The sequence below is a fragment of the Streptomyces sp. NPDC032822 genome, from assembly GCF_055578825.1.
Map to the genome: position 1 here is coordinate 1,157,131 of NZ_JBVIOL010000001.1, position 18,820 is coordinate 1,175,950.

13 protein-coding genes are annotated in these 18,820 nt (G+C 71.0%); 5 read left to right on the top strand and 8 right to left on the bottom strand.

Features of this window, described 5'->3' with window-relative positions; genetic code table 11:
* The first annotated feature begins 11 nt into the window (after positions 1–11).
* The 4 genes from ACZ5VD_RS05335 (at position 12) to ACZ5VD_RS05350 (ending at position 9,069) form a co-directional block, all read left to right on the top strand.
* The gene (locus tag ACZ5VD_RS05335) at positions 12–1,388 is read left to right on the top strand and encodes an alpha-amylase (RefSeq protein WP_468680862.1); all 1,377 of its coding nucleotides are present in this window, start codon (positions 12–14) and stop codon (positions 1,386–1,388) included.
* 226 nt (positions 1,389–1,614) lie between these two features.
* A complete protein-coding gene (gene pulA / locus ACZ5VD_RS05340) occupies positions 1,615–6,972 on the top strand; it encodes a pullulanase-type alpha-1,6-glucosidase (protein WP_468680865.1) in 5,358 nt (1,785 codons plus the stop codon).
* A gap of 71 nt (positions 6,973–7,043) precedes the next feature.
* The gene (locus tag ACZ5VD_RS05345; protein ID WP_468549284.1) at positions 7,044–8,666 is read left to right on the top strand and encodes a SpoIIE family protein phosphatase; all 1,623 of its coding nucleotides are present in this window, start codon (positions 7,044–7,046) and stop codon (positions 8,664–8,666) included.
* A gap of 46 nt (positions 8,667–8,712) precedes the next feature.
* A complete protein-coding gene (locus ACZ5VD_RS05350) occupies positions 8,713–9,069 on the top strand; it encodes a 5-carboxymethyl-2-hydroxymuconate Delta-isomerase (RefSeq protein WP_468549285.1) in 357 nt (118 codons plus the stop codon).
* 28 nt (positions 9,070–9,097) lie between these two features.
* On the opposite strand, the gene ACZ5VD_RS05355 is transcribed toward ACZ5VD_RS05350, so the two are convergent.
* The 5 genes from ACZ5VD_RS05355 to ACZ5VD_RS05375 all read right to left on the bottom strand — a co-directional run bounded on the left by ACZ5VD_RS05355 (position 9,098) and on the right by ACZ5VD_RS05375 (position 14,449).
* Positions 9,098–9,793, bottom strand: coding sequence for a TetR/AcrR family transcriptional regulator (locus ACZ5VD_RS05355; RefSeq protein ID WP_468549286.1), 696 nt, complete (start codon positions 9,791–9,793; stop codon positions 9,098–9,100).
* Positions 9,794–9,849: 56 nt separating this feature from the next.
* A complete protein-coding gene (locus tag ACZ5VD_RS05360) occupies positions 9,850–10,896 on the bottom strand; it encodes a PDR/VanB family oxidoreductase (protein WP_468680867.1) in 1,047 nt (348 codons plus the stop codon).
* On the bottom strand, positions 10,896–11,786 hold the full coding sequence (locus ACZ5VD_RS05365) for a metal-dependent hydrolase (RefSeq protein ID WP_468680868.1): 891 nt from the start codon (positions 11,784–11,786) through the stop codon (positions 10,896–10,898). Before ACZ5VD_RS05365 ends, ACZ5VD_RS05360 begins: the two co-directional genes overlap by 1 nt.
* Before the next feature lie 140 nt (positions 11,787–11,926).
* Positions 11,927–13,867, bottom strand: a complete 1,941-nt coding sequence (locus ACZ5VD_RS05370) for a hypothetical protein (protein WP_468680870.1) — start codon at positions 13,865–13,867, stop codon at positions 11,927–11,929.
* A 66-nt stretch (positions 13,868–13,933) separates the two neighbouring features.
* Complete coding sequence (locus ACZ5VD_RS05375; RefSeq protein WP_468549599.1) at positions 13,934–14,449, bottom strand: tetratricopeptide repeat protein; 516 nt, start codon at positions 14,447–14,449, stop codon at positions 13,934–13,936.
* A gap of 99 nt (positions 14,450–14,548) precedes the next feature.
* Between ACZ5VD_RS05375 and ACZ5VD_RS05380 the strand changes: the two genes are divergently transcribed.
* On the top strand, positions 14,549–14,989 hold the full coding sequence (locus tag ACZ5VD_RS05380) for a hypothetical protein (RefSeq protein ID WP_468549290.1): 441 nt from the start codon (positions 14,549–14,551) through the stop codon (positions 14,987–14,989).
* Positions 14,990–15,116: 127 nt separating this feature from the next.
* Here the strand turns inward: ACZ5VD_RS05380 and ACZ5VD_RS05385 are convergent, their stop codons facing one another.
* The 3 genes from ACZ5VD_RS05385 to ACZ5VD_RS05395 form a co-directional block, all read right to left on the bottom strand.
* Positions 15,117–16,688 carry a DUF1996 domain-containing protein gene (locus ACZ5VD_RS05385; RefSeq protein ID WP_468680872.1) on the bottom strand — a complete coding sequence of 524 codons (1,572 nt, stop codon included), beginning with the start codon at positions 16,686–16,688 and terminating at the stop codon, positions 15,117–15,119.
* 203 nt (positions 16,689–16,891) lie between these two features.
* Positions 16,892–17,542 carry a LuxR C-terminal-related transcriptional regulator gene (locus ACZ5VD_RS05390; protein WP_468549292.1) on the bottom strand — a complete coding sequence of 217 codons (651 nt, stop codon included), beginning with the start codon at positions 17,540–17,542 and terminating at the stop codon, positions 16,892–16,894.
* Entirely contained in the window at positions 17,527–18,792 is a 1,266-nt protein-coding gene (locus tag ACZ5VD_RS05395) for a sensor histidine kinase (RefSeq protein ID WP_468549293.1), read from the bottom strand. The genes ACZ5VD_RS05390 and ACZ5VD_RS05395 overlap by 16 nt, the downstream gene beginning before the upstream one ends.
* Between the last annotated feature and the right edge of the window lie 28 nt (positions 18,793–18,820).

Here is an 18,820-nt window from a genome sequence, read left to right on the forward strand (position 1 = left end):
AGTTCACGCCTGTGATATCGAGATGGTCCGTCACCGCGACCGCGCTGGCCGCCGCGGCAGCCGTTCTGGCCCCCGGCGCGACCGCCCACGCCTCCCCGCCCGGCACCAAGGACGTCACCGCCGTCCTCTTCGAGTGGAACTTCGCCTCGGTGGCGAAGGAGTGCACCAACACGCTGGGCCCGGCCGGTTACGGCTACGTCCAGGTCTCCCCGCCCGCCGAGCACATCCAGGGCCCGCAGTGGTGGACCTCGTACCAGCCGGTGAGCTACCGGATCGCGGGCCGTCTCGGTGACGCGACCGCCTTCAGGAACATGGTCGACACGTGTCACGCGGCCGGCGTGAAGGTCGTCGTCGACACCGTCGTCAACCACATGTCGGCGGGCAGCGGCACCGGCACCGGCGGCTCGTCGTACACGAAGTACACCTACCCCGGCCTGTACTCCTCCTACGACTTCGACGACTGCACGGCCACCGTCAGCGACTACACCAACCGTGCCAACGTCCAGAACTGCGAACTCGTGCAGCTCGCCGACCTGGACACCGGTGAGGAGTACGTCCGTTCGGCCATCGCCGGGTACATGAACTCCCTGCTCGGGTACGGCGTCGACGGCTTCCGCATCGACGCGGCCAAGCACATCCCGGCGACCGACCTCGCCAACATCAAGTCCCGGCTGAGCAACACGTCGGTGTACTGGAAGCAGGAGGCCATCTACGGCAGCGGCGAGGCGGTCCAGCCCACCGAGTACACGGGCAACGGCGACGTCCAGGAGTTCCGCTACGCGTTCGACCTCAAGCGGGTCTTCAACAACGAGAACCTCGCCTACCTGAAGAACTACGGCGAGGGCTGGGGCTACCTGAGCAGTTCCGTCGCCGGCGTCTTCGTCGACAACCACGACACCGAGCGCAACGGCTCCACCCTCAGCTACAAGGACGGCGCCACCTACACCCTGGCCAACGTCTTCATGCTGGCCCACCCGTACGGCGCCCCGGACGTCAACTCCGGCTACGAGTTCTCCGACACGGACGCCGGCCCGCCCAACGGCGGTTCGGTGGCCGCCTGTTGGCAGGACGGCTGGAAGTGCCAGCACGCCTGGCCGGAGATCCTGCGCATGGTCGCCTTCCGCAACGCGGTGCGCGGCGAGTCCGTCACCAACTGGTGGGACAACGGAGGCGACGCGATCGCCTTCGGGCGGGGTGCCAAGGGTTTCGTGGCCATCAACCACGAGTCGGGCAGCCTGGCCCGCACCTACCAGACCTCGCTGCCCGCCGGGACGTACTGCGACGTGCAGAGCAACAGGTCGGTGACCGTGAACTCCAGCGGCCAGTTCACCGCGACGCTGGGTGCCAACACCGCACTGGCGATCTACGCGGGCAAGACGAGCTGCTGAAACCCGCGAGGCCTCGACCCCTCGCGTGACCACGCCCGGTGCGACCGGTACGCGAGGGGTTGACGCATCCGGATGGACGGCTCGCACAGCATGGCCTGGATCGAGGACCCACCGATCTGAAAGTTCTTGCCAGTACTTTCAGGACTCTTGCTGTAAGCGTTTCGTCGGCGATACGGTCGCGCGGGGTCGGACCCACCAGAGCCGCCAGCGCAAGGAGTCCACTGCAGTGATACCGAGATGGCCGGTGCCGCGCAGGCGCCCTACCGCCCACGCCGGACGGATCGCGGCGGTCACCGTGACCGCGTTGGCCGCCGCACTCGTCCAGCCCCTGGCGGCCCGCGCGGACACCCCGCCCCCACCGCCCTCCGACGCGCGACTCGCCGCCGAGCCCGCCCGGCACGACGCCACCCGCGAGCAGTTCTACTTCGTCCTGCCGGACCGGTTCGCGAACGGCGAGACCGCCAACGACCGGGGCGGCCTGACCGGTTCCCGCCTCAGCACCGGCTACGACCCCACCGACAAGGGCTTCTACCAGGGCGGCGACCTCAAGGGCCTGACCCGGCGGCTCGACTACATCAAGGGCCTGGGCACCACCTCCATCTGGATGGCCCCGATCTTCAAGAACCAGCCCGTGCAGGGCACCGGGGACAACGCCTCGGCCGGCTACCACGGTTACTGGATCACCGACTTCACCCAGGTCGACCCGCACTTCGGCACCAACAAGGACCTGGAGACCCTCATCTCCCAGGCGCACGCCAAGGGCATGAAGGTCTTCTTCGACGTCATCACCAACCACACCGCCGACGTCGTCGACTACGAGGAGAAGTCCTACGACTACCTCGCCAAGGGCGCCTTCCCCTACCTGACCGAGGACGGCGAGCCCTTCGACGACGCCGGCCACGCGGGCACGGAAGACTTCCCCGAGGTCGACGCCGACTCCTTCCCGCGCACCCCCACCGTGCCCGCGGCGAAGAAGAACACCAAGGTCCCGTCCTGGCTCAACGACCCGACGATGTACCACAACCGCGGCGACTCCACCTTTACCGGCGAGAGCTCCACCTACGGCGACTTCTCCGGCCTCGACGACCTGTGGACCGAGCGTCCCGAGGTCGTCGAGGGCATGGAGCGGATCTACGAGAAGTGGGTCCGCGACTTCGACATCGACGGCTTCCGCGTCGACACCGTCAAGCACGTCGACAGCGCGTTCTGGACCCGGTGGGCCACGGCCCTCGACGCCTACGCGGCGAAGCGGGGCCGGGACGACTTCTTCATGTTCGGCGAGGTGTACTCCGCCGACACCTCGGTCACCTCGCCGTACGTCACCCAGGGCCGCCTCGACGCCACCCTCGACTTCCCCTTCCAGGAGGCGGCCCGGCAGTACGCCTCCCAGGGCGGCAGCGCCCGGCGGCTCGCCTCGGTCTTCGGCGACGACTACAAGTACACGACCGACAAGGCCAACGCGTACGAGCAGGTCACCTTCCTCGGCAACCACGACATGGGCCGCCTCGGGTACTTCCTGAACCAGGACGACCCGAAGGCCACCGACGCCGAACTCCTCACCAAGGACAAACTCGCCAACGAGCTGATGTTCCTCAGCCGCGGCAACCCCGTCGTCTACTACGGCGACGAACAGGGCTTCACCGGAGCGGGCGGCGACAAGGACGCCCGCCAGACGATGTTCGCCTCCCGAACCGCCGACTACCTCGACGACGACGAGATCGGCACCGACCGCACCCACGCGAGCGACGCCTACGACCCGAGCGCGCCCCTGTACCGGCAGATCGCCGCACTCGCCAAGCTCCGCAAGGCCAACCCGGCCCTCACGGACGGCGTCCAGACCGAGCGGTACGCGGCGGACGGCCCCGGCGTCTACGCCTTCACCCGCACCGACCCCGGGACGGGCACCGAGTACGTCGTCGCCTTCAACAACGCCGCTGAGGCGAAGTCGGCCACCTTCGCGACCGGTTCGGCGACCATGACGTACACCGGCATCCACGGCACCGACGCCACAGCCAGGTCGGACGCCGCCCGGAAGGTCACCGTCACCGTCCCGGCCGGCTCGGCCATCGTCCTCAAGGCCGCCGGCAGGCTCGCCAAGCCCGCCACCGAGCCGACGATCACCCTGAAGGCCCCAGCGGCCGGCGCCACCGGCACCGTCGAACCGAACGCCGACGTCGACGGCGGCCGGCTGAACCGGGTCGTCTTCGCGGCCCAGATCGGCAACGGCAGGTGGCGCACCCTCGGCTCCGCCGACCACGCCCCGTACCGGGTCACCCAGACCGTCGGCAAGAACGTCCCGGCCGGAACCCCCCTGCGCTACAAGGCCGTTGTCATCGACTCGGCCGGCCGCACGGCGAGCGCCACCGCCGCCACCACCGCCGGCACCCCGCCCGCCGAGGAGATCCCCTCCGCCTCCTCCCGCGACTACGCGGTCGTCCACTACCGCCGCACCGACGGCGAGGCGAGCGACCGGCCCGCCGACCACCCGTTCACCGGCCGGGACGCCTACGGGGCCTTCGCCTACGTCAAGTTGCGGCCCGGAGCGTCGAGCGTCGGCTTCACCGTGGTCGACAAGGACGGCACCAAGGACGTCTCCGCCGACCGCACGATCGACGTCACCAGGACCGGCGAGATCTGGATCGAACAGGGCAAGGAGGCCGTCCGCACGGAACGGCCCGAGTACCCGGCGCAGGACAAGACCAAGGCCGTCCTGCACTACCAGCGGGCCGACGGCGACTACGACGGCTGGGGCCTGCACGTCTGGACCGGCGCCGCGAACCCCACCGACTGGTCCAACCCGCTGAAGCCGGTGCGGACCGACAGCTACGGCGCGGTCTTCGAGGTACCGCTCGACGAGGGGGCCACCAGCCTCGGTTACATCCTCCACAAGGGCGACGAGAAGGACCTGCCCACCGACCGGTCGCTCGACCTCACGACCGACGGTCACGAGGCGTGGCTTCTGAGCGGCCAGGAGAAGTACCTGCTCCCGCAGCCGGCCGGCTCCGCCGCCGCGCTCGACCCGACCACCTCCAAGGCCGTCTGGATCGACCGGAACACGGTCGCCTGGAACGGCCCGGACGCGGCGGCCTCCACCCAGTTGCTGTACTCCCGCGACGGTTCGATCGAGGTGAAGGGCGGCACGCTGACCGGGGACGCCAAGTGGCTGAGGCTCTCCAGGAGCGCCCTCACCGACAGCCAGAAGGCCGCGTTCCCGCACCTGAAGGACTACACCGCCTGGTCCGTCGACCCCCGCGACCGCGACCGGGTGCGCGCGGCCCTCGGGGGCCAGCTCGTCGCCTCCGGGCGGGCCGCGAACGGCGCGGTGCTGGCGGCGACCGGCGTCCAGATCGCGGGCGCACTCGACGACCTGTACGCGGGGGCGACGAAGGCGGAGCTGGGCCCGGCCTTCCACAACGGGCGTCCCACCCTGTCCCTCTGGGCGCCGACCGCCCAGTCGGTGAAGCTGGAACTCGACGGCTCCACCGTCGCCATGAAGCGTGACGCCGCCACCGGCGTCTGGTCCGTCACCGGCCCCAAGTCCTGGAAGAACAAGGCCTACCGGTACGTCGTGACGGTCTGGGCGCCCAGCGTCCGCGAGGTCGTCACCAACAAGGTCACCGACCCCTACTCGGTCGCCCTCACCGCGAACTCCGAGCGCAGCCTCCTCGTCGACCTCGACGACAGGTCCCTCGCCCCCCGCGGCTGGTCCTCGCTCGCCAAGCCCGAGGCCGTTCCCCTCAAGGACGCCCAGATCCAGGAACTCCACATCCGGGACTTCTCGGTGGCGGACAAGACCGTGCCCGCGAAGGACCAGGGCACCTACCTCGCCTTCACCGACCAGGACAGCGACGGCTCGAAGCACCTGCGGGCACTGGCCGAGGCCGGGACGTCCCACGTCCATCTCCTGCCGGCCTTCGACATCGTCACGATCCCCGAGAAGAGGTCCGACCAGGCGGGCGTCGACTGCGACCTCGCCTCCTACGCGGCCGACTCGGACCGGCAGCAGGCCTGCGTCGCCGCCGTCGCCGCGAAGGACGCCTACAACTGGGGCTACGACCCCTACCACTACACGGTCCCCGAGGGCTCGTACGCTACGGACCCCGACGGCAGCGGCCGTACCGTCGAGTTCCGCAGGATGGTCAAGTCGCTGAACGAGGACGGCCTGAGGGTCGTCATGGACGTCGTCTACAACCACACGGCGTCGAGCGGCCAGGCGGACACCAGCGTCCTCGACAAGATCGTGCCCGGCTACTACCAGCGGCTCCTCGCCGACGGCTCGGTCGCCACCAGCACCTGTTGCGCGGGCACCGCCACCGAGAACGCCATGATGGGCAAACTGGTCGTCGACTCGATCGTCACCTGGGCCAAGGAGTACAAGGTCGACGGCTTCCGCTTCGACCTCATGGGCCACCACCCGAAGGCCAACATCCTGGCCGTCAGGAAGGCCCTGGACGCGCTGACCCCCAAGAAGGACGGCGTCGACGGCAGGAAGATCATCCTGTACGGCGAGGGCTGGAACTTCGGCGAGGTCGCCGACGACGCCCGCTTCGTGCAGGCCACCCAGCGGAACATGGCCGGAACAGGGGTGGCGACCTTCTCCGACCGGGCCCGCGACGCCGTGCGCGGCGGCGGCCCCTTCGACGAGGACCCGGGCGTCCAGGGCTTCGCGTCCGGCCTGTACACCGACCCCAACACCTCCACCGACAACGGCACGTCGGCCGAGCAGAAGGCCCGGCTCCTGCACTACCAGGACCTCATCAAGGTGGGCCTCTCCGGCAACCTCGCCGCCTACCGGTTCACCGACACCGACGGCAAGGAGGTCACCGGCGCCCAGGTCGACTACAACGGCGCCCCCGCCGGCTACGCGGACGCCCCGGGAGACGCCCTCGCGTACGCCGACGCCCACGACAACGAGACCCTGTTCGACGCACTCGCCTTCAAACTGCCCGCGGGCACGTCCGCCGCCGACCGGGCCCGGATGCAGGTCCTCGCGATGGCCACGGCCACCCTCTCGCAGGGCCCCGCCCTCTCCCAGGCGGGCTCCGACCTGCTGCGTTCCAAGTCTTTGGACCGCAACTCCTACGACAGCGGCGACTGGTTCAACGCCGTCCACTGGGACTGCCGGGACGGCAACGGCTTCGGACGCGGACTGCCGACGGCCGTCGACAACGCGTCCAAGTGGCCCTACGCCAAACCCCTGTTGGGGGCTGTCAGTGTCGGCTGCCCGCAGATCGAGGGTGCCTCGGCCGCGTACCGGGACCTGCTGACCATCCGCACCACCGAGCGGGACTTCTCCCTCGGCACGGCCGGCCAGGTGCAGTCGGCGCTCTCCTTCCCGCTGTCCGGGAAGGACGAGACACCCGGCGTGATCACCATGGAACTCGGTGATCTGGTCGTGGTGTTCAACGCGACACCGGACACCAGGGAACAGCGGATCGGAGCCCTCGCCGGGAGCGGCTACCGCCTGCACCCGGTCCAGGCGTCGGGCGCGGACGGGACCGTGAAGTCGTCGTCCTATGAACGGGATTCGGGCACGTTCACCGTTCCGGGGCGGACCGTCGCGGTATTCTCCCCGAATTCCTGACAAGGGCATTACCTTGGTGGGGCAGGCCCCGAACCCCGGTCTGCTCCACCGGCGGGTCATAGGGCTGGCATATGGACGTCAACGGCAAGCGGACCGGCATCACCGTGCTGGTCGTGGACGACGCGGCGGACAGCAGGTACGCCCTGGCCGCTGTACTCAGCCGCGCCGGCCACCAGGTCCTCACGGCCGGCTCCGGCCAGGAGGCGCTCGCCGAGACCGACGCGCGGCTGCTCAAGGGGAACCTGCCCCACGTGGCACTGATCGACGTGCACCTGCCGGACATGAGCGGCTTCGAACTGTGCCGCCGGCTCAAGGAACGGCCGCGCATGGCCGGCCTGTCCGTCGTGCACTGCTCGGCCCTCGCCGCGATCCCCGGCGACCGCTGCCAGGCACTGGCCGAGGGCGCCGAGGCGTATCTGACCCTGCCCGCCGAACCCGTGGAGATCGAGGCGGCGGTCCGGGCCGCGGCGCGCTCCGCCCGGCTGCGCGCCGACGACCAGGCGCTGGTACGGCGGCTGACGCTGCTCTCGAAGACGATCGTCACCATCCAGTCCGCGCGCACCCTCCAGGAACTCGTCGACGCCGCCGCCGACGGCACCGCCCGGCTCACCGGCTCACCCGCCGCCGTCTTCGTCCTCGACCAGAACGACGAGCTGTACTGCGGCCTCTCCCAGGAGCGCACCTCGGTCGCGCTGCCGGACGAGGGCGCCCACCGGACCGTGGCCGGACTGCTGCGCCGGCTCACCCGCGGACAGGCCGGGGTGCAGATCACCACCGTGCCCGCGCCGCTGTGGCCCACCGGGTTCTTCCGCCCCGGAGTGCAGCACGACGCCCGACTGGCCCTGGTCCTCACCCAGGACGGCAGCGCCCCGGTGTGCCTGGGCGCCCCCACCCGCGCGCTGCGCCGGATGGGCCCCGAGGCCGAAGCCCTGCTGGCCCAGCTCGCCGAGGCCACCGCGCTCGCCGCCCAACCCCTGCTCATGTACCAGGTCGAGCGGCATGTCGCGCTCACCCTCCAGCACAGCTTCCTGCCCCAGCCGCACCGGCTGCCCGAGCTGCCCGGCGTCGACGTCGTGGTCCGCTATGTGCCGGCCTCCCGGCAGACCGAGATCGGCGGCGACTTCTACGCCGCGCTGCGCACCCCCGACGGTGTGCTCACCGCCGTCGGCGACGTCGTCGGGCACTCGCTGGAGGCGGCCACCGTGATGGTCGAGATCCGGCACGCGCTGCGCGCCTACTGCGTCGACGAGAGCGACCCGGCCGTCCTCGCCGAACGCCTCGACCGGATGCTCCAGCACTACCACGTCGACGTCACGGCCACGGTCTGCCTGATCCTGCTCGACCCCGCCACCGGCCGCATCCGCATCGCCAACGCCGGGCACATCCCGCCGCTGCTCATCCGGGACACCGGCAGCGCCGACTACGCCAAGGCCGCCGGCCCGCTGCTCGGCCTCGGCCTGCCGCACCCCCCGCCCACCGAGCTGTTCCTCGAACCCGCCGACCGGCTCCTCGTGGTCACCGACGGCCTCATCGAGACCCGCGGCACCGACCTCGCGGTCTCCATGGAGCAGCTGCGCGCCGCCGCCACCGGCGCCCTGCCGGGCCTGGACGCCCTGTGCGACACCCTGCTGGCCTCCTTCGGCCACGACCGTGAGGACGACATCGCGATGCTGGCGCTGCAACTGAAGAACTAAGGTGGCCCCTGTTGCCCAGAACGGGCTGGAACAGGAGTGCCCACCCATGCCGCAGATCACCGTCGACTACTCCGCCGAACTGGAGACCGCCTTCGACCGGCCCGGCTTCGCCAAGGCCCTGCACTCGGCGACGATCGAGATCGCGGCGGCCAAGGCCGAGGCGTGCAAGACGCAGTTCCGCCGCAGCGATTACACGCTGGTCGGCTTCGAGGAGGGCCACGGGGTCGTCCACGTCACGATCGGCCTGCTGGCCGGACGCACCGCCGAGGTCAAGGCCCAACTGACCGAGACTGTGGTGGAGTTGCTGCACCAGCACATTGAGGACGACGGCCGGGGTCCCCTGCACACCACCGCCGAGATCCGCGACCTGGACCCCTCCTACCGCAAGCTGGAACGCCTCTAGGAGCCGTCGGCTCCGGCTCGGCGGCCGGTCAGGCCGGTGAGGCGAGCGCGATCAGTTTGACGACCAGGTCGGTGAACGGACCCTCGGCCGGCTCGTCCCGGAGGGTGTGCCGCATCAGCGTGGCCATCTCCTCGTCCTGCGCGGCACTGACGGCGGCCAGCGCGGCGAAGTCGTTCACGAGCTGCAACTCCAGCTCGCCGCGCGGGATGCGCCGGCCGTCCAGCCAGATCAGCGCGGTCGACTCGGCGAGCGAGATCCAGGAACGGATGACCAGTTCCAGCCGCGCGGGCGGGTTCTCCACCCGCAGATGCGACAGGATCTGCTCGTACGCGGCCTGCCGTACGGAGTCGACGAGCGCGTTGGTCGCGGACGAGCCGACGGCCGGGCCGCCCCGCATCAAGGCCGAGAAACCGGGCCCGTGGTCGTCGACGAAGTCGAAGAACCGGCGCATCACCCGCAGCAGCCGGCCCCCGAGCGGACCCTCCCGCGGCTCCACGAACCGGCTCGCCAGATCCTCCGAGGCACGCTTCAACGCGGCCTCGTACAGGCTGAGTTTGCCGGGGAAGTAGTGGTAGACCAGGGGGCGCGAGATGCCGGCGGCGGAGGCTATCTCGTCGATGGAGACCTCGTCGGGCGAGCGCCGGCTGAACAGGTCGAGGGCGACGCCGATCAGCTGCTGCCGCCGCTCCTCGACACCCATTCTGCGGCGCACCCCGGTAGTCATACGAACACCTTACCGATCGGATCCGGCCTCGAACGGACGGGACCTGCCGGTGGTGTTCACATATCCAGCACGAGACGTGCACTCCGGGACCGGGATACACAGATCAGCATCGAGTCGGCCCGCTCCGCATCGGTCAGCAGCTCGTCCCGGTGCTCCACCTCGCCCTCCAGCACCCGCTGTTGGCACGTCCCGCAGAACCCCTGTTCGCAGGAGTACACCACCCCCGGCATCTCGGCACGCACCGCGGACAGCACCGTCGCATCCGCCGCCACCGTCAATGTCCGCCCACTGCGCCGGAGTTCGACCTCGAAGGCGCCGCCGCTCCCCGAGGCGCGGGGCGCGAACCGCTCCAGATGCAGCGCGGCCCCTTCCGGGAGCCGTTCCTCGACGGCCGCCAGCAGCCCCTCCGGACCGCAGCAGTAGACCGCGGCTCCCTCGGGAAGACCCGCCAACACCGCGTCCGGATCGGGCCGTCCGTCCTCGTCCTCGGCGACCACGGTGACCCGGTCCCCGCCCAGCTCCTCGACCTCCGCCAGGAACGGCATCGAGGCCCGTGTCCGCCCGCAGTACAGCAACCGCCACGCGGCGCCCTCGGGCAGCGCCCGCAGCATCGGCAACAGGGGCGTGATCCCGATGCCGCCCGCGACGAAGACGTACGCGGAGGCCGCCACCAGCGGGAAACGGTTCCGCGGCCCGCGCACCTCCAACTCCACGCCCACACCCAGCCGTTCGTGCACCTCCCGGGAGCCGCCCCGCCCGTCCGCGACCAGCCGGGTGGCGACGGTGTACGAGGAGGTGTCCGCCGGGTCGCCGCACAGCGAGTACTGCCGCACCAGCCCCGACGGCAGCACCAGATCGAGATGCGCCCCCGGCTCCCAACGCGGCAGACCCACGCCGTCCAGGCGCAGTTGCACTACCCCTTCGGCGACCGTCTCGCAGGAGGCCACCGTGACGCGCAGCGCCCTGGACCGGGGCCGCCCGGACACCGGCTCCGCAAGGGCGGGCAGCGGCCACAGCGGCGCGAGCCGGATCCGGCGGCGCACGGCCCGCCGGCCGAGCAGCGCGGCGCCCGCGACGACGGCGAGGGTCAGTGGCCTCGGCATCACGCGCCGCCCTTCCGCTCGGCCGCGTCGGCGGCCGTCGCGGCGGGGGAGGAGGCCAGATAGGCGACGGCCTGAGCGGTCGAGCCCTCCTGCGAGGGGTGGTAGGCGCGGCTCAGATAGCGGGGTATGGACCGCAGGGTCGCTCCGGTCGAGGGGAGTACGCCCTGGCGGCCGCGTACGTGGAAGTCGCGGAAACCGGCGCGGCCGTCGACGAGGGTCGGGTCGTTCGCCATGAAGAACCGCGCCCCGCGCTGCCACAGGAACACCAGCGCCGCGAAGGCCGTGGCCCAGGTGCGCACCCGTCGCCGGTAGCTGCCGTCGAGATGGGTGAACAGGTCGAAGGCGACGGACCGGTGCTCGACCTCCTCCGCCCCGTGCCAGCGCAGCAGGTCCAGCATCGTCGGGTCGGCGCCCCGCCGGTCCAGCTCCTCGGCGTTCAGGATCCAGTCGCCGAGGAACGCCGTGTAGTGCTCGATCGCGGCGATGAGCGCGACCCGCTCCTTCAGCCACCACCTGCGCGGCCGGCCCGGCGGCAGGGTCCGGTCGCCGAGCAGCTTCTCGAACAGCCAGTCCACCTGGGCGGTGTACGGCGTCGGGTCGAGGCCGAGCGCCTTGAGGTGGGGCAGCACCTCGTCGTGGGCCTGGGAGTGCATCGCCTCCTGCCCGATGAACCCGATGACGTCCTCGCGCAGTCGCTCGTCCCGGATGAGGGGCAGCACCTGCTTGTAGACGTGCACGAACCAGCGCTCGCCCGCGGGCAGCAGCAGGTGCAGCACATTGATGGTGTGCGTGGTGAACGGGTCTCCGGGCACCCAGTGCAGCGGAGTGCCGTCCCAGGAGAAGGAGACGTTCCGCGCCTTGAGGGGCACCCGGGGCTGCTTGTTGGACATGGCGTCAATGTACTGACCGGTAATCCCGAGGGGAACCCTCGTGCGGCGACTTGCTGACGCCAGTGTCAGCAAGTCGCCCGTCGAGGCCACCCGAACCGGGTCGATCCCGTCCGACCCCGCTCGGCTCGACCCGGCTCGGTCTAGCGCAGGCCGTTGATCGCCCGCCCGCTCTTCAAGTTCCCCTTCAGACCGGCCTGAGCGCCCTGCTTCGTCCGCACCGCCAGCAGACGGCCCGACGCGGAGCCGCCGACGCCGCCCGTCGCCGTGATCGACGCCGTGTCCCGGCTGCCCGCCGCCAGCAGGTACCAGGAGTCGGCCGCCGACTTCCACAGCACCCCGGCCAGCACATGCGGGTCACGCGGACCGCAGGCCGGCACGTTCTCGGCCTTCGCCGCGACCGCCCCGTAAGCCCCGCCCGGCGTGTGGAACTGCGCCAGCACACGCGTCCCGTCGCCCCGCCAGGTCTCGGCGCGGGTGCACACCCAGGTCGCCGACCCGCCCGCGTCGGGCAGCGGCTGGGTGGCGTACGCCCAGGCGTTCACGGACCGCACGCCCTGGGAACGCACCGCCGACAGGGAGCAGGCGAAGGGAGCCCAGGCGCGCAGCCCCGCCGCGCCGGACACCTCGCGCTCCGAGCCCGGGCGGCCGGTGGTGAGGCGGGCCGGGACCAGTTCACCGAGATCGGTGGCCAGGCGGGTGCCGGAGCCGTCCGTCAGCTGGAGCACGTTCCACGAGCTGCAGGCACCGGTCTGCTGGACCGGGCCGGCCAGCGGTGAGGTGACCCCGTCGGTCAGGGTGAGGTCCATCGCCCCGGAGCCCGGCTTCATCAGGTCCCGCTCGGCCGCCCCCCGCACCCACGGGGCCGTCAGATAGCGCACGTTGCCGTCGGCCCGGCCCAGCACCACCGCGCTCGACTCGGCGCCGCCCGCGCCGTCCACCCGCGCGAAGTCGAGGGCGGCGCCCTTCGTGCTGTCCTTCGGCTCGGCATAGCGGGCGATGCGCAGTCCGTCGTAGAGGATCACCACGCGCGCGTTGTCGACGCTCCCTGCGTACAGCAGCTGCGGCGGGCCGGCCGGGCCGCCCGAGGGGGTGCCCGGGGTCGCGGAGACCTGGACGGTCTCGCCGGGACGGGCCCAGACGGCCAGGGCGCGCCGCAGCAGCGCACTGTCGTCGGTCAGGTCGCCGCGGGCCGGCCAGACGGAGAAGTCGGTGCGCGCGGAGGACTCCCACGCGGTGGCCGGCGCACGGGTCAGCCGCGCCGGGTCCAGGGCTGCCTGGGCGGCCGGGTTCTGCGCGTACGCGGGGGCGGCGGCACCGTCGGGCGCCCAGCCGTCGCCGGGCAGGCCGAGCAGCGCCCCGCACACCGCGACGGCCGCCGCGGCGGCGAGCGCGGCCTTCAGATGCTGGCGGCGCCGCATCAGGTCGGTGGGCCGGGCCTGCAGCGAGCAGGCGTCGAACTCGGGGGAGTCGAGCAGCGCGTACTGCGCGGGGACCTCGTCGGCCTCGGCCAGCGCGGCGTCCACGTCGTCGACGCCCGCGGCCGTCAGCACCTCCCGTACGTCGCCGTCCGGGAGCTTCTCCAGGCCGCGCAGCACATAGCCGGCCCGGGCCGGTCCGGACAGCGCGGACAGCCGCTGGTCCAGCGCGAGTTCGTCGGCGCCCCCCGAGCGCGGGAACAGCCGCAGACCCCACACCTGGGGCAGCAGCGGCGGCAGCTGGGACCGCCTGGGCCACGCCCTGAACGTCAGCGGCAGGCCCGCCCGCAATGCCGTGCGCAGCACCTGGAGCCGGACGAAGGCATAGCCCGGGTCGCCCTCACGGCCGGTCGACTGGGCCGGGATCACCGGGGCGGACGCCCGCCCCCGCGGCAGGGCGCGCTGGGTGAGCGCGTGCGCGGTCAGGACCCGCCGGTTGCGGCCGAGACCCGGTGGCAGCACCAGATAGGCGAGCCGGACGAGCCGGGGATAGTGCTCGACGAGCGCCGCCTCGGCCTGCTCCACGTCGACGACCGGGTCGTGCGACGAGGAGGCGGCGGAGCCGGAGGCGGGTGCGGGGCGCGGGGCGACATCCTGTGACTGCACGTTCAGCAGAACGAGCGAATCGGTGGTTGGTCACCGCCACCCGGGTGAATCAACTCTCCGGTGCGGCTACGGGGTTTCCGAGAGAGCCCGCGCGTAGTTGGCCATCGACCGCTGGTAGCGGGGCAGATGCGGGGCGAGGGCCTCCAGGACCAGGGCGAGACCCTCCCGGTCGCGCCCGAGACTGGACAGGCACAGGGCGAGACATCCCCGTACGGCGTCGTCCAATTCGTCCGACGGGCCGTCCAGTTCGGGTGTCAGCAGCTTGACGCCCTCCTCGGCCAGGCCGAGGTTGCGCAGCGAACTGGAGAGCTGGATCTTGGCGCGCCGCCCCTTGTACCCGTCGAGCCCGCGCGCGAGCGCCTCGCGGTACAGCGGCACCGCCCGGTCCGAGTGACCCGTCGAGTCCCAGGCGCAGGCCTGCTCGAAGGGGCCGAGCGGGCTGTCCGCCGGAAGCTCGGCGACCAGGGCGTCGACCACCGCGCGGAAGTCGGCCGCGCGCTCCTCCGGATAGTCGTCGAAGGTCGCCCAGGCGGCGGTCACGCGATCTTCCCAGTTCCGGTTCACCGGGACACCCTTGCACAGCGGTACGGGTGTGTGCAGAGGATGGCTTTGAGCGTCGAGCGGCCCGCAGCCGTATGGAACCCAAGCAGGTGCTGCTCGACGCCCCGACCGGAGGAACGAATGAAGCTGACCCGACCGACGCTCGCGCTCAGCGGCGCGGCGCTGCTGCTGGCGCTGGCAGGCTGCGGATCCGGCGACGAGCAGGCCGCCGTACCCGAGACGGCCACCGGCAGCCTGGAGCACATCGCCGCCGAAGCGAAGTGCGAGCCGGACATGCAGACGGACGCGGACACGATCCGGCAGGCCCTGTGCAAGAAGGGCACCGAGAAGTACGTCCTCGCCACCTTCGCCACCGACCGCGGCCAGCGTGAGTGGCTGAACGGTGCCAAGGACTACGGCGGCTACTACCTGGTCGGCCGCAAGTGGGTCGCCGTCGGCGAGGAGAAGACGGTCACCGCGCTGCGGACCACACTCGGCGGGACCATGGAGGAAGGGTCGGCCCACATGAACCACCACGGTGGCGGGGCCACGGCGAGCACGCCCTCCGGCGACGACGGCTGACCACGAGGGAATCCCGCGAGGGGCTCCGCGAGGAACCCGGGGCAGACGGAGGAAGCCGGCGGTGGGATTTCCCACCGCCGGCTTCCTGCTGCGTCAGAACGACCGCGTCAGAACTTCTGTGCCAGGGCTACTGGCAGTTCTGGCCGCTGTTGATGCAGTCGACCACCTGGTTCATCGTGTTCCCGTCGAAGAAGTTGATGAAGTCGTTGTGGTCGGTGATCGCCTTGTGCAGCTGGTCCGGGAAGGAGTCCACCGCGAAGGCGTTCTGGACCTGCCCGTTCTGGATCTGCGGGGCCTGGACGTCGTAGACGAGGCGGACCTGCAGCTGGGGGATGGCCTGGAAGTTGTTGGCGCAGGTACCGTCCCCCTGCACGAAGGCCACGTGCGTGCGGTGGTTGGCGCTGTCGATGTTCTGTCCGTCCCAGCAGCTCTGGAAGTTGGACGTCCGCACCACGGAGCTGCCCTCGGGGCAGATCGGGAGCTTGTCGTGCAGCTGGACCTTGTCCTCGAAGCCGGTGCAGCTCCAGTTGGCGTTGGCGTTGGCGTTGCCGTTGACGAAGGCCTTGGCGTCACCGGTGATGATGCGCAGGGCCGTCGGCATCGCGACGACATCGCTCGTCTTGTTGCCGACGAACTTCAGCTGAGCCTCGCTGGCCTGGACGATCGTGCCGACGTTGCTGTCCTGACCGCCACCGGGGGCGTTGGCGTCGATGTCGTTCTGACCGTCCTGCACACGCAGCACCGGCCAGAAGTACGACGACTTGTCACCCTGGTTCTCGCAGGTGGTGTCGCCGTTCGCCAGGTCCTGGTCGCTCGCGAAAGCGTTGTTGGCCTGGTTACCGACGTAGTCGTGCTGGTGCTGCGCACCGTTGCTGACACCGGGAGCGACGATCACGTTGTCCGAGTTGCGGTTCTCGTTCTCGTTGGTGCCACAGCTCGTGGTGAAGCTGCCGGTCGAACCGCTGTCCCCGTTCGCGGGGAGCCCGTTCGCACCGACGCCCAGCTGCGCGTTGCCCTGGACCTGGGTGATGTCCACGAAGTCGTTCGCCGACGGGCCGTTGCCGGCCTGACCGCCGTTGCCCTGGTCCTGACCCTGGTCCTGGCCGTTGTCCTGGCCCTGGTCCTGACCGCCGTTGTTCTGGTCCTGGCCACCGTTGTTGTTCTGGCCCTGACCGTTGTCGCCCTGACCGTTGTCGCCCTGGCCGTTGCCCGCGTTGGTGTCCGGCTGCTCGGCCGGCACCCCCTGGCACTGGGCGAGCTGGTCCAGGCCCTGGTTGCCCTTACCCCCGGCGCGCTTGATGTTGATGTTGATCCGGTCGAGAGTGGCCACCCGCTTGGACTTCAGCGGGCCGAGGATGGCGTTGTCGACGTAGCCGGCGTCCCCCGCCTGGGCCTGACGCGTACTCGCGAGACGCGTATAGGCATCCGTGACCTGCCTGTCGAGCAGTGCCAGCTCCTTGGCGACACCCTGGCGCGCGCCCTTCGGCACGCTCGTCAGCTTCTGGCCGACGTCCGGGCAGTTGATCGTGGCGACCTGCGCGGCACTGGCCTTGGTCTGGTTCTGCGACGAGTTGGACTCGTGCGCCGAAGCGTAGAAGTTCGCCCAGATCAGCCCGCCCCCACCGAGCGCTAGGGCCGCCGACGCGGCTATGGCCTTGGTAGCCATCGACGAGCGGCGTTTACGTGTGTTGCGTCCCATGGAACTCCTCTGACTTCCTTTTCCGGGCCATCGAGGCGCCCGACAGGAGTAAAGCGGCTCCCACCAATACGGAAGCAGTCCCACGAGTGTTCAGCCGTCTCAGAAACTCATGAGAGGTCTCTACGACAATTCGGTTTCAACTGCACAGGAAATACCTGGAGTTGCCGAACCCTCACTACAGGTGTCCGGACCGGGTGCGGATTTCAGCGGCCCTGGTCGAGATAGGCGAGAACCGCCAGGACGCGACGGTTGTCGTCGTCCGACACCTCCAGGCCCAGTTTGGCGAAGATGTTGGCGGTGTGCTTGGCGATCGCCCGTTCCGTGACCACCAGCTTGGCGGCGATGGCCGCGTTGGTACGGCCCTGCGCCATCAGCTCCAGCACCTCCCGCTCCCGGGGCGTGAGCCGGGCCAGCGGCTGGTCGGCGGCCCGCCGGGACAGCAGCTGCTGGATCACCTGCGGGTCCATCGCCGTACCGCCCGCCGCGACCCGCCGCACGGCGTCCACGAACTGTTCCGCGTCGAACACCCGGTCCTTGAGCAGATAGCCGACCCCGCCGCTGCCGTCGGCGAGCAGCTCACGCGCGTACAGCTGCTCCACGTGCTGCGACAGGACGAGCACCGGCAGGCCGGGTCTGTCCCGGCGGGCGTTCAGCGCGCACTGCAGGCCCTCGTCGGTGTGCGTCGGCGGCAGCCGTACGTCGACCACCGCGATGTCCGGGGTCAGTTCGGCCAGCGCCGCGGCGAGCTCCGGGCCGCTCTCGACGGCCGCGGCGATCTCGAAGTCGTAGGCCTCCAGAAGCCGGACGAGTCCGTCGCGCAGCAGGAACAGGTCTTCGGCTAGGACAACGCGCAAGGGATCTCCATGGTGACCATGGTGGGACCGCCCGCGGGGCTGCTGACGGCCAGGACACCGTCGAATGTACCGAGGCGCCGCTCCACGCCGGCGAGTCCGGACCCGGCGCCGATCACCGCGCCGCCCCGGCCGTTGTCGGTGACCGAGATCCGCAGCATCTCCCGGGCGTGATGCAGGTCGATCCAGATCCGGTCGGCGTCCGCGTGCTTGACCGTGTTGGTGAGGATCTCACTGACCGCGAAGTACGCCGCCGACTCCACGGGCGCCTCCACCCGGCCCGGCAGGTCCACCGCCACCTCGGTGGCGACGGGCAGCCGCAGCGCCAACGCCCGTACCGCGTCCCCGAGTCCGCGCTCCGCGAGCACCGGCGGGTGGATCCCGCGCACCAGGTCGCGCAGTTCGCCAAGGGCGTCCACGGACGACTGGCGGGCCTGCGCGAGCAGCCTCCTGGCCTGCTCGGGGTCCTTGTCGAGGAGCATCTCGATGGTGCCGAGGTCCATACCCATCGCGACCAGCCGGGCCTGCGCGCCGTCGTGCAGATCCCGCTCGATGCGCCGCAGTTCGGCCGCGGAGCTGTCGACGGCGTCGCGCCGGGTCTCGGTCAGCACCCGCACCCGCTCGGCCAGTTCGCCCTGCCCCGCGGTCAGCACGGCCCGGGTCAGCCGGAAGTGGCCCTCCAGCAGCCGCGGGGTGAGGAAGTGCGCGAAGAACAGGAGGACGAGGCCCAGGGCGGCGGCGCCGAACGCGGAGGCCTGCCCGGTCACCGGCACGAACCCGTACCAGTACCCGTCGGGGAAGACCCGCCACAGGCCGGCCGCCAGCGCGAACCCCTCCAGCGGGTAGAGCAGCAGCGCGGCCGGCAACAGCGCGGTGACGAACCCGGCCGTCATGTCCACGGGCAGCCACCGCAGATCACGCCAGGTCGCCGGATCGCCCAGCATCCCGAAGGTGCGCCCCCACGGATTGGCGTCCTTGGGGATCGGCCGGTACGCCGACGGGATCCGCACCCCGCACCACTGTGCCGCGAGCACCCGCCGCCAGTCGGCGAAGGCCCGCACGCCGGTCAGCACCCAGGGGGTCGTGACGATCCCGACCCCGATCGGGATCAGCGCGAGGGACACCGCGGTGAGGACGAAGCAGAGCACCGCCCCGGGCAGCACCACCAGCGCCAGCCCCAGCGCCCGTACCGCCGCGCGTCCCACGCCCCGCATCCTCGTACGGCCATCGCCGTTCGTCGTCTCCATGGTCATGGCGTCAGTCTGGCCGAGGGGGCGGCGC

Bases quoted from the DNA above. Each gene is read 5' to 3' on its own strand.
- ACZ5VD_RS05345 (WP_468549284.1), top strand. From the start codon at position 7,044: ATGGACGTCAACGGCAAGCGGACCGGCATCACCGTGCTGGTCGTGGAC.
- ACZ5VD_RS05350 (WP_468549285.1), top strand. From the start codon at position 8,713: ATGCCGCAGATCACCGTCGACTACTCCGCCGAACTGGAGACCGCCTTC.
- ACZ5VD_RS05355 (WP_468549286.1), bottom strand. From the start codon at position 9,793: ATGACTACCGGGGTGCGCCGCAGAATGGGTGTCGAGGAGCGGCGGCAG.
- ACZ5VD_RS05360 (WP_468680867.1), bottom strand. From the start codon at position 10,896: ATGCCGAGGCCACTGACCCTCGCCGTCGTCGCGGGCGCCGCGCTGCTC.
- ACZ5VD_RS05365 (WP_468680868.1), bottom strand. From the start codon at position 11,786: ATGTCCAACAAGCAGCCCCGGGTGCCCCTCAAGGCGCGGAACGTCTCC.
- ACZ5VD_RS05380 (WP_468549290.1), top strand. From the start codon at position 14,549: ATGAAGCTGACCCGACCGACGCTCGCGCTCAGCGGCGCGGCGCTGCTG.
- ACZ5VD_RS05385 (WP_468680872.1), bottom strand. From the start codon at position 16,688: ATGGGACGCAACACACGTAAACGCCGCTCGTCGATGGCTACCAAGGCC.
- ACZ5VD_RS05395 (WP_468549293.1), bottom strand. From the start codon at position 18,792: ATGACCATGGAGACGACGAACGGCGATGGCCGTACGAGGATGCGGGGC.